This window comes from Streptomyces humicola (assembly GCF_024436035.1).
Taxonomy (GTDB): Bacteria; Actinomycetota; Actinomycetes; order Streptomycetales; family Streptomycetaceae; genus Streptantibioticus_B; species Streptantibioticus_B humicola.
This window is the reverse complement of the sequence record NZ_JANFNG010000011.1, coordinates 15432-30512: the sequence shown is the minus strand read 5'-3', so window position 1 is coordinate 30512 and position 15081 is coordinate 15432. Positions and strand designations below refer to the sequence as shown.

Sequence of the window (15081 nt, the reverse complement as noted above, 5' to 3'; positions counted from 1 at the left end):
ATATCCGGATGCGGTCCGTGCGACTGCATCCTCTTCGACGCGACAGCGGGATCCGGTGGCACCCGCACCCCGTCCGCGGCAACGCTCCGCGCAAGCGGTGGAGATGCTGCTCGACGCCCTTCTGGGCACGGCATCATGATCCGGGCGCCATCGCGCGTCAATGGTCCGGCATGCGTCAACGGCCGCTGGGCCGCGGCAGTGCACACGCAGGCGTGCCGCCGGGCATGCGCTCCCGGTTGTTCGCGACGAGCCGGTAGACACCGGCGGCCGCCCATCGCAACGGCGGCAGTCGCAGCAGCGCCCCCAGGACGGCCCAACCGCTGCCCGCGCTGAGCAGAAGCCGGGCGACGGCCTGGGCACCACCGTGCACCGTGCCGTCCGGCAGGATCCACAGCACTTCGCGCTCCGCGCGCTGCTGCGTGGTCCCCAGCTCGCTCAACTGCGCAAACTGCCACGCGGTGACCTCGCACTGGGGACGTATGCGGCGCTCGGCGAAGGTCACCGAGGTGGTGCAGAAGCCGCAGTCGCCGTCGTACACCAGAACTGGTCGTGTTCGCATCAACACATCATGCCTCGCACGGCGAAACCCTCCGCCGCCGGGCTATTCCCACACCTCGGGCCCGCCCCCACGCCACTCGATCAGTGCGGGATCGTCGAGAGCGACGTCGTCGGGGTCCAGCCCGGCAAGGCGCAGGAACTCCTCCAGGTCCACCAACCCGTAGGCCGTGCCCACGGGCTCTCCACGAACGGTCACCCGCCGCGCACCGTCCTGCGGCGGGTACACCACCACCGGTGGATGCTCCATAGCCCCAGACTGCGACGGGCGGCCGCGATGCGCACCCCGAACCGCGAACTCGGCCGGGGGCGGGGCGGGACCACAGGGACGGGCCGGACTCCGGGTCGGGGCTCAAACGCCGCCCGATGGCTCTAGCATCGTCGCCATGAGCGCCGACCAGACCCACATCGCCTTCCTGCGCGCCGTCAACGTCGGCGGACGCAAGGTCGAGATGGCGCGCCTGCGCGAGGTCCTGGCCGGGCTCGGTCTCGGCTCCGTGCGCACCTACATCGCCAGCGGCAACGCGTTCTTCACCAGCGCGGAGACCGACCGCACCGCCCTCGTGGAGCGCATCGAGCACGCACTGGCCGACTCCTTCGGTTTCGCGATACCGACCATCCTGCGCACGGTGCCGGAACTCGAAGCGGAGCTGGCCGCCTCACCATTCGTGGGCAGGGAGCCTGCCGAGGACGAGCGTTTCTCCATGGTCTTCACGTCGGGTTCACTGGCCGGTGGGGAGTTCCCGATGCGTTCGGCCAAGGGCGACTGGGAAATCCTCGGCGCCAGCGAAAGGACCGCCTACGTGATCTGGCGGCGGCTCAACGGCCGCCCCGGCGCCAACCCGAACCCGGTGATCGAGAAGACCTTCGGGGTGTACGCCACGGGACGGTTCTTCCACACCGCCGAGAAGATCCTCGCCGCCTCAAGGAAGGCGTGAGTTCGTCCCATGACACCCGAGTCACTCAAAGCAGCCTGTCTGGAGCTCAACGGGGCAGCCGAGACCTTCCCCTTCAACGCCGGGACCTCGGTCTTCAAGGTCGGCGGCAAGATGTTCGCGCTCAGCGCGCTGGACGCCGTCCCGCTGTCGGTGAGCCTGAAGTGCGACCCCGATCTCGCGCTGGAACTGCGCGAGCGGTACCCGGCGATCACGGGTGGCTGGCACCTCAACAAGCGCCACTGGAACACCGTGCTGCTGGATGGCTCCGTCCCCGACCGCCTCGTCCACGAGATGATCGAAGACTCCTACGACCTGGTCGTTGCCGGCCTGCCACACGCCCGGCAGCTGCTGCTCGACTGGCCCGGCGTCCACCGCGGGGAGCGAGCGGCGGTGGGCCCGCCCACGGGAGGAGGACAAGATGCCGACGAGGATCCTGCTCGAAGGGCGTCCCGGCGCGGGTAAGACCACCGCTGTCCGCCGGCTGGCGGCGATGCTTCACGACCGTGAGATCACCGGTTTCACCACGGAGGAGATCCGGGACGGCGGGACACGAGTCGGATTCGCGCTGGAGACACTGACCGGCCGGCGCGAGGTGCTCGCGCACACCGGCTTCCCGGGGCCGCCACGAATCGGACGGTACGGCGTCGACCTGGGCGTGATGGAACGGCTCGCGCTGCCGCCGCTGCGGGTCGCGACGGCACACTCGGCCGCTCCTGGCCCCGGACTCCTGGTGATCATCGACGAGCTCGGACGCATGGAGCTGGCCTGCGCCGCATTCCGGGACACCGTCAGCGCATTGTTCCAGGCCGACGTCGATGTCGTCGCCACCGTCCACGTACACCGCGATCCGTTCACCGACGCCCTCAAGGGGCGCACCGATGTCGAACTCGTGCACCTGACACCGGCGAACCGCGACTCCCTCCCGCACGATCTGATCCGCCGTCTGCAGACCGCCTGACGTCCCAAAGCGCAGATCCGGCCGAGTCGGCCGAGTCGCGCCCCGTCCCACGGTTGTGGCACGGACACCGCTCCACCGAATGTGACCCACGCCGCCGCGGGCGCGCTCCGGGTCGCTGTCGAGCACGACCTTCAACTCGGGTGCGAGCAAGGGCTGTTCGCCCAGCACCGAACGGGCCTGCGCGGTGTGCTCGGCCGTCCGACGACGTCGTGGCGCTCGCCTGCGCGCATCACCGTGGGAAAACAGGCGACCGCCCGTCACTTCCCCGCGGCCAGGTCGCGATCCACGATCACCGCCACCTTGCCTAGTGTGCCACGGCCCGCCTTGAGCGACTGCAGTCCCGCATTGATCGCCTCAACGGTGCTGTTGACGGTCTGGCTGACGTGCGGGACCACAAGTCCCTGCGTCGCCCACTCCATCGCCAGAGCCATCCCACGCTGGAGAAAGGCACGCGCCTCGCTGTCCAGCGTTGCGGGTTCAGGTGACGCCCCAGGAGGTCACGGAGGCGTTCTACGTGCACACCTTGTGCGGCGGGATCCAGACCCACGGGCGGCCGGACCAGTTGATCGCCTTCGCCCAGTGGCCAGGCACTACGTAGCACGGCCCGAGCCGGGGGATGGGCGGGCACCGGCCTCGGTTGTTCAGGGGACATATCGGCCCGCTGTGAACCGTCGCCGCGTGCTGCGGAGCGGCAGCAGCATTCGCGGCCACTGCGCCCCCGAGCAGAGCCGACATCGCAGCTACGGCTACTGCCGCCGTCGCGAGACGAACGCGCATCGGTCCTCGCCTCCTCTCGCCCCCGACTATGTAATCAAGGCTTCACCTCGGACAGCCGACGCCGATAGGGCCGAACCGCCCACATCGACGCGTGGTGATACCGCGCCGGCGCTGCAGCGCCAGGGTGTCGGTCTGGGTGGTGCCGTCGTCGACACTGCCGATCTCATCGATGACCCCGGCGGTATCGGTTGACTTAAGGTCCGGGCGGCCGACGACAGGAGGGGTTACGCTCTGTGACAGTAGGGGCGCAGCGGGCTGAGTGCCCTGCCTTCCCACCGCGGCGGGATCCGTGCTACTGTGACGAGCTTAAAATTTTGATACCCGTAGAAAATGAAGTGCGCCTGACGGGGATTATCGCCTCCGGCGCATTTTTTTGCGGGCACTGGTTCTACTGAGGAGATTGAATTGGCTACTGGCACCGTGAAGTGGTTCAACTCGGAAAAGGGTTTCGGTTTTATTGAGCAGGACGGCGGCGGGCCTGACGTCTTCGCCCACTACTCGAACATCGCGACCCAGGGGTTCCGCGAACTGCAGGAGGGCCAGAAGGTCAGCTTCGACGTCACACAGGGCCAGAAGGGCCCGCAGGCGGAGAACATCGTCCCGGCCTGATCGCCGCGACACCACACACAGCCGGGGCCCGCACCGACAAGGGTGCGGGCCCCGCGCTTCGCTGAAAGGCGGGTGGTGGCCACTCGCTCACGAGCCGACCGCACAGCAATCGAAGCCGGTCGGCTCCCGCTCGGTCCGGCATTTCGACCGCCACCCTCCCGGCAGGCGCCGACCGTCCTGAAGCCCTGACATGAATATACGAAACGATATTCCCGTCCGGCTTCGTCATCTCTGTTCCACCGGCTCGTTCTTGCGATTCTCTGTGCGGCTGATGTGCCGCCGGGTCTTCCCTCGACACGCGCCGTATCGAGGAAGGTTCCGCATGAACCGCACCGCTCGCTCCAACGACTACTACGCCTCCCGCTCCCGCCCGGACAACTCCGGCTTCGGCAAGAAGTCCGCGTCCAGCCGCGGCAAGAGCTCCGGGACCGGCAGCGGTGGCCGAGGCCGCTCCCAGAACCCGAACCGCTCCGGCGGCGCGGGTCGCGGCCGCCGTCCGGCCGCCGCACCGCAGGGTGAGTTCGCGCTGCCCGTCAGCACCACCCCCGCTCTGCCCCCGGTCGCCTCCTTCGCCGACCTGGACATGCCGACGGCCCTGCTGACCACGCTCACCGCCCAGGGTGTGACCGAGCCGTTCCCCATCCAGGCGGCGACTCTGCCGAACTCCCTGGCCGGCCGGGACGTGCTCGGGCGCGGTCGCACCGGCTCCGGCAAGACCCTCGCCTTCGGGCTGGCGCTGCTGGCCCGTACCGCCGGGCGCGGCCGGCGCGCCGAGGCCCGCCGGCCGCTGGCCCTGGTACTCGTCCCCACCCGGGAATTGGCCCAGCAGGTCACCGATGCACTCACCCCCTATGCCCAGGCACTGCGCCTGCGGATGACCACGGTCGTCGGTGGCATGTCCATCGGCCGGCAGGCCGGCGTGCTGCGCAGCGGCGCCGAGGTGGTCGTGGCCACTCCGGGGCGGCTGGCGGACCTGATCCAGCGTCGTGACTGCCACCTGGACCAGGTGAGCGTCACCGTCCTCGACGAGGCCGACCAGATGGCCGATATGGGGTTCATGCCCCAGGTCACCGCATTGCTCGACCAGGTACGGCCCGACGGTCAGCGGATGCTTTTCTCCGCGACCTTGGACCGTAACGTCGACAAGTTGGTGCGTCGGTTCCTGTCCGACCCGGTCGTCCACTCCGTCGACCCCTCGGCGGGGGCGGTCACCACCATGGAGCACCATGTGCTGCACATCCATGATGCCGACAAGCACGCCACGACCGTCGAGATCGCGGCCCGGGACGGCCGGGTGATCATGTTCCTGGACACCAAGCACGCTGTGGACCGGCTGACCCGGAATTTGCTGGCCAGCGGCGTTCGGGCCGCCGCTCTGCACGGTGGCAAGTCCCAGCCGCAGCGCAGCCGCACGCTGGAGCAGTTCAAGAGCGGTCACGTGACCGTGCTGGTGGCGACCAACGTCGCCGCCCGCGGCATCCACGTTGACAACCTCGACCTGGTCGTCAATGTGGACCCGCCGACCGACCACAAGGACTACTTGCACCGTGGCGGCCGTACTGCCCGGGCCGGCGAGTCCGGCAAGGTCGTCACGCTGGTACTGCCTGACCAGCGCCGGGAGATGAGCAAGCTGATGAGCAACGCCGGTATCACCCCGAATACGGTCCAGGTCCGGTCCGGTGAAGCCGAACTCACCCGCATCACCGGCGCCCGGACACCTTCCGGCGTCCCCGTCACGATCAGCGCGCCGGTCACCGAGCCCACCGGAGGGGGCGCGGCTTCGTCACGCGGCCGCCGCAGGCGCACCGCGTCCCGGCGTAGGTCCGCGGCAGCGTAGCGCGGGCAGTTCGCGGAGGGCCTTACTTCTTCAACAGCCACGAAATCCGCGCGGCACCGCGGAGCGCCAGGCGCTGCGTCTACTCGAACTGATCGGCTGAGCGGCAGGCCCTTGGTCGAGGTGGGGACACCCTGCGGCCCCGGAACCGTGCTTCCGGGGCCGCGGTAATGTCCTGAGTTGCACATCGGTCAATACGCAGCAACGCAAGAACGTACAGCTCACCGCTCAACGCGAGGTACGGCAGTCGAAGCAGCACGGCAGAACATCCTGCTGCGACTGGCAGGTGCGACGGATGCCGGCTTACGACGCCGATGTGACAGTGCGGCCCTGGAGGCGGGCCGCCGTTGCGCGGATGAGCGGGAGCATGGCGTAGAGCCCCGCGCCAGGGCAGTCGGTGTGGTCGATGTCGCAGTGGCCCAAGACGGCGTCGACGGTCACGCACTCGCCCCTGCGGTATCGGCTGTCGTCACTGGTACTTGTGGAGGTGAGGCTCACCCTCGCGCGGGGGTCGATCCCGTAGAGCCCGAGCTTCCACGCGGCGAGCCGGGCGATGGCATTCAGCATCGGCTCGGGCATGGCCGCTCCTTCCCGGTACGTACCGATCGCGGCAATGCCGACGGTGCCGATATTGAAGCCGTTGGCGTGGGCGCCGATCACTGGCCGGTCGATGCCGCCGTGGCGCCCCTCATAGAGCGTGCCCTCCTTGTCGACGAGGAAGTTGTAGCCGATGTCGTCCCACCCCCGCCTGCCGACGTGATCGGTATAGATGCCGACGATGATTTCACCGACGTCCCGCTGGCGGTAGTCGTTGCCGCTCTCGGACTGATGGACGATCACGGCCTGGACCGTGGGGGCGTAGTGGGCGGGTGGCAGATGGTCCTGCGACTGACCAGCCTGCCACTGGGCGCGGGGCACAACCGCGGGTCTGGGTGCGGTCCACAGCCTGATCTTCCCGCCGAGCGACGGCCCCTGGGCAGGCCCGCGGTTCACCTCCGGCGCAGGGCGCGCCCCGCTCCTGGCGGTCAGCGCGCTGACCGCCACAACGGTTGTCGCCTGGGCGATGCGGTACATCACCAGGCGTCTGGCGACGGACATCACCTGCAGCGTAAGCGCACCTGTACTCACCCGCATCTGCAGCGCCGGTCCGCCTGCGTTCACTGCGTCGGCGTTGCGCGCTCGGCGCCACAGAAAGCCGGCATGGCGCCCAGTGGTGCATCGCGCATCACCGCCAGATCGTGCAGCGCACGCTTTCCTGCCCCGGGTGCCCGCACGCCCTGCCCTGGAGGCAGTCCTGGAACCGGCCGACGCCGCGCCGCACTTCGCAGGCGTCCAGGCATTGATGTCGCGTCAGGAGGTCGGCCGACTCGCCGCCGACGGAGACTGACACCGCCCCGACGGGGCGGGTGCTGCACTGCTGCGGGCAGCAGGTGGTGCACCTCGACCGGACGACCGTCTGGACGGCCGTCCGGTCGCTCTGCTACAGGGCAGCCGCACCCCGCCCCTGAGCCTTGAGGCTCATGCCGCGTCGAGCAGGTGGCCCAGGAGCGTTGCCGGGCCGGTACCGGCGGGCAGGTCGCTGACCTGGCCATCGCCGACCTCAACAACCCGCCAGGTCCCGTCCGTGCGCGGGCCGGCGTCATGCGGCCCGGCCTCGAAGGCCGACAGCGTACGCACCATCTCCCTCAGCACCGAGACCGCCGCCGTCCTCCGGGAGTGGAGGCAGCAGCAGGAACGCGAGCGAGCAGACTGGGCAGACTGGTCGGGCCAGAAGGCCTACGTCGACTCCGGCCGCGTCTTCACCCAGGAGAATGGGGAGCCGTACGACCCAGACTGGTTCAGCCGTCGCTTCAAGCGCCCGGTGGAGCTGCACCGCATGCCACCGGTCCGCCTCCACGACCTGCGGCATGGCTCCGCCACACTGGCCCTGCTGGCCGGCAACGACATCAAGGTCGTCCAGGAACGACTCCGGCACTCGCCCTGGCAGATCACCTCGGACACCTACACCAGCGTCCTGCCTCAGATGATGCGCGCCGAGCCCGAGTCCACCGTGTCCGTCGTTCCGCGAGCGAAGCCAGGAGCAACCCTGCAGTCGGTGCCCCCTAAGGGTGACCTCGAGGCTGCATAGCCCCTTGGTCTCACCTTGGTCTCACGATCTTGGTCTGGGTGAAAAACGAGGGCCGCCACGGTGTCCGTGGCGGCCCTAGCTGTGACGTTTCCGCAGGTCAGAGCATATGTGCGAACTCAAGTTTGGGTGGGGCGGGGGGGACTCGAACCCACGACCGACGGATTATGAGTCCGCTGCTCTAACCGGCTGAGCTACCGCCCCGTACGGCGTGCCGTGCACATCGTCTGCCGCAGCATAGCTGCTCATACGATCTGTTGCCCTCGCGGGTCACGGTCGCACAAAAGCGAGGACCGCGCCCCGGGAGGAACGGTTCCCGCGCACGCCAAAAAGGACCCCTTCGGGGTCCTTGTCGTGGGCTCCCCCGACTGGACTCGAACCAGTAACCTGCCGGTTAACAGCCGGCTGCTCTGCCAATTGAGCTACGGAGGACCGAGCTCCCCCGACTGGACTCGAACCAGTAACCTGCCGGTTAACAGCCGGCTGCTCTGCCAATTGAGCTACGGAGGAATGCTCTGGGTGCCTCGAATGCACCCACGCCCGGCTCTCCGGACGGCGCGCGCTCGTTGCGACACATACATTAGCGCAAGCGGGGGGGTGCTCCGCCAACCGGTATCGCCGCGGTTGTGGCCCGGCTACAACGGGTAGGCGCCGAGCATAGTGACCGCTGCGGAGTGAAGGGTGGAGCCATGCGCTACCGGCTGACGTTCATCACCGGGTTCGCTGCCGGTTACGTACTCGGTGCGCGCGCCGGGCGTGAGCGCTATGAGCAGCTGCGCAAGACAGCCCAGGGCATCGCCCAGAATCCCGCGGTCCGCAATACCGTGGAGTCGGCGGGCCAGCAGAGCCGGGCATTCGCCGCGAAGGCCGCGGCGTCGGTCACCGAGCGGTTCGGGGACAGGCTGCCCGGCCCGTTGAACGAGAAGGTGCGCTCTCTGCGGGAGCCGCGCGGCGCGGACGCCGACGACGACTGGGGCACCAGCAATACCTGACCCCCGGGCCTTTGCCTCGGGCGGCCGCGGCATCCCGCTCAGATCACGCGTCACGCTCATACGGCATGATCTGGGGCATGGGGATAGTCGCCGGTTTGGACAGTTCGACCGAAGGCACCACCGTTGTCGTCTGTGACGCCGACACCGGTGCCGTGCTGAGGCAGGGGTACGCCCCGCATCCCGTGGACGACGAGACGGTGAAGCCGGGCAAGCGGACCGAGATCGATCCGCAGGCCTGGCTGCTCTCGCTCGGCGAGGCCGCCAAGGAGGGGCTGCTCGAAGGGGTGGAGGCGATCGGCGTCTCCGGTCAGCAGCACGGCCTGGTGACGCTGGACGCAGGCGGGGTGCTGGTGCGTCCAGCCATGCTGTGGAACGACAAGCGCGCCCAGTCGGCCGCGGCCGACCTCACCGATGAGCTCGGCGGGCCCGCCGGGTGGGCCGAGGCTGTCGGCTGCGTGCCCCAGGCGCCGTATCCCGTCGCGAAGCTGCGCTGGCTCGCCCGCAATGAGCCGGCCTCGGCGAAGCGCACCGCGGAGGTGCTGCTCCCCCACGACTGGCTGGTCTGGCAACTGCTCGGCCGGCCCGCCCGCCGGACGACGGACCGCGGCGACGCCTCCGGGACCGGTTACTGGTCGGCTGAGGCCGGCGCCTACCGAGGCGACCTGGTGCAGCTCGCCCTCGGCCACCAGGTGCGGGTGCCCGAGGTGCTCGGGCCTGCCGAGCCGGCCGGGCACACCCCCGAGGGGCTGCTGATCTCCGCCGGCACGGGCGACAACATGGCGGCGGCGCTCGGGCTCGGGGTCGGGCCCGGCGATGCCGTCGTGGCGCTCGGCGCATCCGGAACGGTCTTCGCCGTGCACCACGAGGCGCTCACCGATCCCACCGGTTCGATCACCGCCTTCGCCGACGCGACCGGCCGCCATCTGCCCGTCGTCCAGACACGCAACGCGGTACGGGTGCTGCGCGGTGCAGCCGACATGCTCGGCACCGATCTCGCCGGACTCTCGGATCTCGCGCTGCACTCGACGCCCGGTTCGTACGGTCTGGTGATGCTGCCGTACCTGGAGGGCGAGCGCACGCCTCATCTGCCGCACACGGCAGGGATGTTGTCGGGGCTGCGCCGGGAGAGCATGAAGCCGGAGCACGTGGCGCGGGCCGCCTTCGAGGGCATGCTGTGCGGCCTCGCGGACGCGCTCGACCTGCTGCGCGGGCGGGGCGTCCAGGTGGGCCGCGTCTTCCTGCTCGGGGCCGCGGGTGAGCTCCCCTCGGTGCAGGCGATCGCGCCGTCGGTGTTCGGGGTGCCGGTCGTCGTGCCACAGCCCGCCGACTACGCGGCGCTGGGCGCGGCGCGCCAGGCGGCGTGGGCGCTCGGGGTGCAGCGCGGCTCCCTGTCCGCGCAGCAGCCGCCGCACTGGCAGTCCGCGGCGTTCCGGCTGGTCGAGCCGGGCGACGAGCTGCCGTCCGGCTCGGCGGTGCGCCAGCAGTACGCCTCGGTGCGTGAGAAGGCTCACCCGGGAGCGTTCGGCCAGGCGACGTGAGTCCCCGTCTTCGCCGCACCGATCAGTCGAGGTAGCCGCGCAGTTGGTCGGCGAAGGCGTGGTCGCGCAGCTTGTTGAGGGTCTTGGACTCGATCTGGCGGATGCGTTCGCGTGTGACGCCGAAGATCCGGCCGATCTCCTCCAGGGTGCGCGGGCGGCCGTCGTCGAGTCCGTAGCGCAGCTGGACGACCTTGCGCTCCCGCTCACCGAGGGTGGAGAGCACGGCCTCCAGGTGTTCGCGCAGCAGCAGGAAGGACGCGGACTCGACGGGTGAGGCGGCGTCGCCGTCCTCGATGAGGTCGCCGAGCGCGACGTCCTCCTCCTCGCCGACGGGGGCGTGCAGCGAGACGGGCTCCTGGGCGAGCCTGAGCACCTCGCTGACCCGTTCCTCGGTGAGGTCGAGGTGGGCGGCGACGTCGGCCGCGGCCGGCTCGACACCGCGTTCCTGCAGCAGGCGACGCTGGACGCGCACGACGCGGTTGATGAGCTCTACGACGTGGACGGGGACGCGGATGGTGCGTGCCTGGTCGGCGAGGGCGCGGCTCATGGCCTGGCGGATCCACCATGTCGCGTACGTGGAGAACTTGTAGCCGCGCGCGTAGTCGAATTTCTCGACGGCTCTGATCAGGCCGAGATTCCCCTCCTGGACCAGGTCGAGCATGGTCAGGCCGCGGCCGACGTAGCGCTTGGCGACGGAGACGACCAGGCGCAGATTGGCCTCGATCAGGCGGCGTTTGGCCATCCTGCCCTGGACGACGAGGCGGTCGAGGTCGTATCCGAGCCGGGAGTCGATGTCGGTGGAGTTGTTGAGCTTCTCCTCGGCGAAGAGCCCGGCCTCGACCCTGCGCGCCAGCTCCACTTCCTCGGCGGCGGTGAGCAGCGGTATGCGCCCTATCTCCCGCAGGTACTGGCGGAAGAGGTCGGAGGACGGGCCGGTCACCTCGCCGCGTGTGGGCCGTTCTTCGGCGTCGTCGCCCTCCGGTCCGGCAGCGGGGCCCGGGTCGGGCGCGGCCCGGTCGAGCGGGGTGCGGGCCGCGTCCGGCCCGGCGGGGCGTACGGGGACCTTCTCGGGATGCAGCAGCGCCTGGCCCTGCTCAGGCACGCGCTCCAACAGGTCTTCGGTCGCCGGGAGTCGATCGGCGATCTCGGGGATCTCGGGGGCGAGTGTCGTGGTAGGGGTCTGCACGGGGACGGCCTCCACACTGAGCACGGTCACGGATTCGGAGGCGTGCGGCGGTGGAACGGTCGCGGCCGAGCCGCTGTCCGTCCGGGGGTGTACCGCAAGCGGACCGCCGGGACATTCCGGGGTTCCGCGCTCCGAGGACTCAGGCACCGCAACCCAGTGTGCGGTACGCCACACCGTGGTTACGAGGGGTGTGCGCCCAGTTTTTGGGCGCGGTGAGCCTTTTTGACGGAACGCGCCGCTCAGAGCGCGCCCACGCCCTGCTCGCGCAACCGCTGCCCGTACTGCTGGAGCGCCCACAGCTCGTTCTGCACCGCGGCGAGAGCGGCGGCGTCGGCGCGCGGGCCAAGCCGGGCGAGATCGGCCCGGACTTCGGCGATGCGGCGCTCGACGGCCTGCAGCCGCACCGCGACCAGCTGCTCGCCCGCATAGAGGGGGTCGACGGCGCGCCGCGTGATGGGTGGTTCGACGGCGAGTTCGGTGACGAGGGCGCGCACGGTGTCGTCGGGGGCCACGTCACGGACGCGGGCGAGGTAGCCGTCGTCGGCGGCGGCCACTCCCCCGGCGTCGGCGATCGCCCGGCGTACGACGGCGTACGGGCGGCCGGTGAACTCGTCCTCCCCGTAAGCGTCGAAGGCGGGCGCGACCAGGTGCGGGTACTGCAGGGCGAGTTTGAGCAGTTCGCGCTCGACGCGATGGGCGGGGCTGCGCAGGTCGAGGCGGGGACCCGAGGGTGCGCCGCGCCGGGCGGATGCGGGTGCCTGCGGCGGTGGTGCGGGAGCAGTGCGGGCCGGTGCACGCTTGTGGCCTCGTTCACGCTGCCAGCGTGCGAGCTGGCCGACCCGGCGGACGGCGAACTCGTTGTCGGTGACGTAACCGAGCAGCCCGGAGAGCATCACGGCGTATTTGTGCCGGACGGAGGCGTCCTTGATCTGTGCCACGATCGGTGCCGCCTCTTCCAGGGCTGCCGCCTGTCCCTCGGGCGAATCGACCTCGTGCTTGCTCACCACGGAGCGGATCGCGAACTCGAAGAGCGGTGTGCTCCGCTCGACGAGTTGCCGTACGCCCTCGTCGCCCTGGGCAAGGCGGAGTTCGCACGGGTCCATGCCGCCCGGGCCGACGGCGATACTGGTGTGCGCCGCGAATTTCTGGTCGTCCTCGAAAGCCCGCAGGGCGGCTCGTTGCCCGGCGGCGTCGCCGTCGAAGGTGAAGATCACCTTGGTCCGGGAGTTGTCCATCAGCATGCGGCGAAGGATCTTGATGTGGTCCTCGCCGAAGGCGGTGCCGCAGGTGGCGATGGCGGTGGTGACGCCGGCGAGGTGGCAGGCCATGACGTCGGTGTAGCCCTCGACGACAACGGCGCGGCCGGTTTTCCCGATGTCCTTCTTGGCGAGGTCGATGCCGTAGAGGACGTGGGACTTCTTATACAGGGGGGTTTCGGGCGTGTTGAGGTATTTGGGCCCGTTGTCGTCATCACGGAGCTTGCGGGCACCGAAACCGATCACCTCGCCGGTGATGTCGCGGATCGGCCACATCAGGCGGCCCCGGAAGCGGTCGATGGGACCGCGACGGCCCTCGCTCGCAAGACCGGAGGTGAGCAGCTCCTTGTCGGTGAAGCCCTTGCCGCGCAAGAAGCGGACGAGGTGGTCCCATCCGGCGGGGGCGTAGCCCACGCCGAAGTGGGCGGCCGCGGCCTGGTCGAAGCCGCGGCCGGCGAGGAACTTGCGGCCGATCTCCGCCTCGGCGCCGTCGAGTTGGGCGGTGTAGAACTCGGCGGCGATCTTGTGCGCCTCGACGAGCCGGGTGCGTTCGCCCTGCTGGCGGCCGGGAGCGTAACCGCCCTCGTCGTAGCGCAGGGTGATGCCGGCCTGGGCGGCGAGCCGTTCGACCGTCTCGGCGAAGGAGAGGTGGTCGACCTTCATCACGAAGTCGAGGGTGTCGCCGCCCTCCTGGCAGCCGAAGCAGTAGAAGAGCCCCTTGCTCGGACTGACCTGGAAGGACGGCGTCTTCTCGTCATGGAAGGGACACAGCCCCTTGAGGTTGCCGCCGCCGGCCGGCCGCAGCTGCAGGTACTCCGAGACGACGGCGTCGATCGGGACCGCGTCCCGAACCGCCTTCACATCCTCGTCCCTGATTTTTCCCGCCACGCGGGAATTCTACGGTGCGCCGCCGACACCTCCCCGCGTCGCCCGTCACTCCGTGAAGGACGCCAGAGGGACGGTCGGGTCCGACAGGCGCTCCGGATCGACGGGCCGGCGGGAGCGGATGAGCTGCTGCAGTTGGTCGGTCACGTCCCAGATGTTGACGTTCATGGCGGCGAGTACGCGTCCCTGCCCCAGCCAGAAGGCGATGAACTCCCGCTTGCCGACATCGCCACGGCAGACCACCTGCTCATAGCTGCCGGGCGCGGCGTACCCGGAGAACTCCATGCCGAGGTCGTACTGGTCCGAGAAGAAGTACGGCACCCTGTCGTACGAGACGTCCTGCCCGAGCATGGCGCGCGCGGCCGCCGGCCCACCATTGAGCGCGTTGGCCCAGTGCTCGACACGCAGCCGCATCCCCAGCAGCGGGTGCTCGGCGCCGGCGCAGTCGCCGGCCGCGAAGATGTCGGGGTCGGACGTGCGCAGCGAGGCGTCGACGGCGATGCCGCCGCCCGCGCTGCGGTCCGCGAGCTCCAGACCGGCGGCCTCGGCGAGCGCGGTGCGCGGTGCGGCGCCGATGGCGGCGAGCACGTCGTGGGCCGGGTGCTCGTCGCCGTCGTCGGTGCTCACGGCGAGCACCATGCCGTCCTGGCCGGTGATCTCGGTGAGCGAGGCGCCGAAGCGGAACCGTACCCCGTGCTCGCTGTGCAGCTCGGTGAAGAGCCCGCCGATCTCGGGGCCGAGGACGTGGTGGAGCGGTGTGGGCTCGGGTTCGACGATGGTGACCTCGGCCCCGTAGGTACGGGCGGCCGCGGCGACTTCGAGGCCGATCCACCCGGCTCCCGCGATCACCAGGTGGCCGTTGTCGCGGCCGAGCGAGGCGAGGACGCCGCGCAGCCGGTCGGCGTGGGCGAGGCGGCGCAGGTGGTGGACGCCGGCCAGGTCGGTGCCGGGGATGTCCAGTCGCCGTGGTTCCGCGCCGGTGGCGAGGAGCAGTTTGTCGTAGCGCAGGACGGTGCCGTCGCCGAGGGTGACCGTGTGCGCTTCGCGGGCGAGGCCGACGACGGGCTGGCCGAGGTGGAGTTCGATGTCGTGCTCGGCGTACCAGGCGGGTTGGTGGACGAAGACGGAGTCGCGCTCCTCCTTGCCGAGGAGATAGCCCTTGGAGAGCGGCGGGCGTTCGTACGGGTGGTCGCGTTCGTCCCCGATCAGGATCACTCGTCCGGTGAACCCCTCGGCTCGCAGAGTCTCGGCGGCCTTGGCTCCGGCCAGCCCGGCTCCCACGATGACGAACGTCTCATGTGCGTCGACCACTGTGCGCCTCCTCGCGCGGCATCCCCCGGCGGATCATTTGTTCGTTCGCTCCTCCGCCCGCTCGCAGGCTCCGCCGACGGCCTCGTTCCCTCGGCCGGCCTCCCCCTGCTCCGCGGG

At 69.9% G+C, this 15081-nt stretch carries 17 protein-coding genes, 3 tRNA genes and 1 pseudogene; 9 read left to right on the top strand and 12 right to left on the bottom strand.

The window, feature by feature from the left end:
- Positions 1-175: 175 nt before the first annotated feature.
- Complete coding sequence (locus tag NGB36_RS15930) at positions 176-559, bottom strand: thiol-disulfide oxidoreductase DCC family protein (protein ID WP_255920945.1); 384 nt, start codon at positions 557-559, stop codon at positions 176-178.
- Positions 560-601: 42 nt separating this feature from the next.
- Positions 602-805 (bottom strand): hypothetical protein, encoded by a 204-nt coding sequence (locus NGB36_RS15925; protein WP_255920944.1) that lies wholly within the window; start codon positions 803-805, stop codon positions 602-604.
- A gap of 136 nt (positions 806-941) precedes the next feature.
- On the opposite strand from NGB36_RS15925, the gene NGB36_RS15920 reads away from it, so the two are divergent.
- Genes NGB36_RS15920 through NGB36_RS15910 form a run of 3 tightly spaced genes read left to right on the top strand, consistent with a single transcriptional unit; the run spans position 942 to position 2451 of the window.
- A complete protein-coding gene (locus NGB36_RS15920) occupies positions 942-1493 on the top strand; it encodes a DUF1697 domain-containing protein (RefSeq protein ID WP_255920943.1) in 552 nt (183 codons plus the stop codon).
- 9 nt (positions 1494-1502) lie between these two features.
- Positions 1503-1955: an MmcQ/YjbR family DNA-binding protein gene (locus NGB36_RS15915; RefSeq protein WP_372509456.1), complete on the top strand. Its 453-nt coding sequence runs from the start codon at positions 1503-1505 to the stop codon at positions 1953-1955.
- Positions 1912-2451, top strand: a complete 540-nt coding sequence (locus NGB36_RS15910; RefSeq protein ID WP_255920942.1) for a nucleoside-triphosphatase — start codon at positions 1912-1914, stop codon at positions 2449-2451. The genes NGB36_RS15915 and NGB36_RS15910 overlap by 44 nt, the downstream gene beginning before the upstream one ends.
- 96 nt (positions 2452-2547) lie before the next feature.
- On the opposite strand, the pseudogene NGB36_RS15905 reads toward NGB36_RS15910, so the two are convergent.
- Together NGB36_RS15905 and NGB36_RS15900 are read right to left on the bottom strand one after the other, a co-directional pair.
- Positions 2548-2649 (bottom strand): annotated as a pseudogene (locus NGB36_RS15905) (LLM class F420-dependent oxidoreductase); the annotation flags it as partial.
- Between the two features lie 59 nt (positions 2650-2708).
- Positions 2709-2870: a hypothetical protein gene (locus NGB36_RS15900; protein WP_255920941.1), complete on the bottom strand. Its 162-nt coding sequence runs from the start codon at positions 2868-2870 to the stop codon at positions 2709-2711.
- A gap of 763 nt (positions 2871-3633) precedes the next feature.
- Here NGB36_RS15900 and NGB36_RS15895 point away from each other — a divergent pair.
- Both NGB36_RS15895 and NGB36_RS15890 read left to right on the top strand, forming a co-directional pair.
- Complete coding sequence (locus NGB36_RS15895) at positions 3634-3837, top strand: cold-shock protein (RefSeq protein ID WP_255920940.1); 204 nt, start codon at positions 3634-3636, stop codon at positions 3835-3837.
- Positions 3838-4159: 322 nt separating this feature from the next.
- Entirely contained in the window at positions 4160-5674 is a 1515-nt protein-coding gene (locus tag NGB36_RS15890; protein ID WP_255920939.1) for a DEAD/DEAH box helicase, read from the top strand.
- 300 nt (positions 5675-5974) lie between these two features.
- Here NGB36_RS15890 and NGB36_RS15885 read toward each other — a convergent pair whose 3' ends face one another.
- The gene (locus tag NGB36_RS15885; RefSeq protein ID WP_255920938.1) at positions 5975-6769 is read right to left on the bottom strand and encodes a peptidoglycan recognition protein family protein; all 795 of its coding nucleotides are present in this window, start codon (positions 6767-6769) and stop codon (positions 5975-5977) included.
- A gap of 166 nt (positions 6770-6935) precedes the next feature.
- Between NGB36_RS15885 and NGB36_RS15880 the strand changes: the two genes are divergently transcribed.
- A complete protein-coding gene (locus tag NGB36_RS15880; RefSeq protein ID WP_255920937.1) occupies positions 6936-7058 on the top strand; it encodes a hypothetical protein in 123 nt (40 codons plus the stop codon).
- A gap of 131 nt (positions 7059-7189) precedes the next feature.
- Here NGB36_RS15880 and NGB36_RS15875 read toward each other — a convergent pair whose 3' ends face one another.
- Positions 7190-7351, bottom strand: a complete 162-nt coding sequence (locus NGB36_RS15875) for an ATP-grasp domain-containing protein (RefSeq protein ID WP_255920936.1) — start codon at positions 7349-7351, stop codon at positions 7190-7192.
- Here NGB36_RS15875 and NGB36_RS15870 point away from each other — a divergent pair.
- Entirely contained in the window at positions 7296-7799 is a 504-nt protein-coding gene (locus NGB36_RS15870; RefSeq protein ID WP_255920935.1) for a tyrosine-type recombinase/integrase, read from the top strand. The genes NGB36_RS15875 and NGB36_RS15870 overlap by 56 nt on opposite strands.
- 127 nt (positions 7800-7926) lie before the next feature.
- Here the strand turns inward: NGB36_RS15870 and NGB36_RS15865 are convergent.
- The 3 genes from NGB36_RS15865 to NGB36_RS15855 all read right to left on the bottom strand — a co-directional run bounded on the left by NGB36_RS15865 (position 7927) and on the right by NGB36_RS15855 (position 8306).
- Positions 7927-8000 (bottom strand) — tRNA-Ile (locus NGB36_RS15865).
- Between the two features lie 155 nt (positions 8001-8155).
- Positions 8156-8228: transfer RNA gene (locus tag NGB36_RS15860), tRNA-Asn, on the bottom strand.
- A gap of 5 nt (positions 8229-8233) precedes the next feature.
- Positions 8234-8306: transfer RNA gene (locus tag NGB36_RS15855), tRNA-Asn, on the bottom strand.
- A gap of 179 nt (positions 8307-8485) precedes the next feature.
- Between NGB36_RS15855 and NGB36_RS15850 the strand changes: the two genes are divergently transcribed.
- Together NGB36_RS15850 and NGB36_RS15845 are read left to right on the top strand one after the other, a co-directional pair.
- Entirely contained in the window at positions 8486-8788 is a 303-nt protein-coding gene (locus NGB36_RS15850; protein ID WP_255920934.1) for a YtxH domain-containing protein, read from the top strand.
- Between the two features lie 77 nt (positions 8789-8865).
- On the top strand, positions 8866-10326 hold the full coding sequence (locus NGB36_RS15845; protein ID WP_255920933.1) for an FGGY family carbohydrate kinase: 1461 nt from the start codon (positions 8866-8868) through the stop codon (positions 10324-10326).
- 22 nt (positions 10327-10348) lie between these two features.
- On the opposite strand, the gene NGB36_RS15840 is transcribed toward NGB36_RS15845, so the two are convergent.
- From NGB36_RS15840 to NGB36_RS15830, 3 genes are all read right to left on the bottom strand, one after another.
- Positions 10349-11659 (bottom strand): RNA polymerase sigma factor, encoded by a 1311-nt coding sequence (locus NGB36_RS15840; protein WP_372509455.1) that lies wholly within the window; start codon positions 11657-11659, stop codon positions 10349-10351.
- Between the two features lie 92 nt (positions 11660-11751).
- On the bottom strand, positions 11752-13656 hold the full coding sequence (dnaG, locus tag NGB36_RS15835) for a DNA primase (protein ID WP_255920931.1): 1905 nt from the start codon (positions 13654-13656) through the stop codon (positions 11752-11754).
- A gap of 45 nt (positions 13657-13701) precedes the next feature.
- On the bottom strand, positions 13702-14964 hold the full coding sequence (locus NGB36_RS15830) for an NAD(P)/FAD-dependent oxidoreductase (protein WP_255920930.1): 1263 nt from the start codon (positions 14962-14964) through the stop codon (positions 13702-13704).
- Positions 14965-15081: the final 117 nt, after the last annotated feature.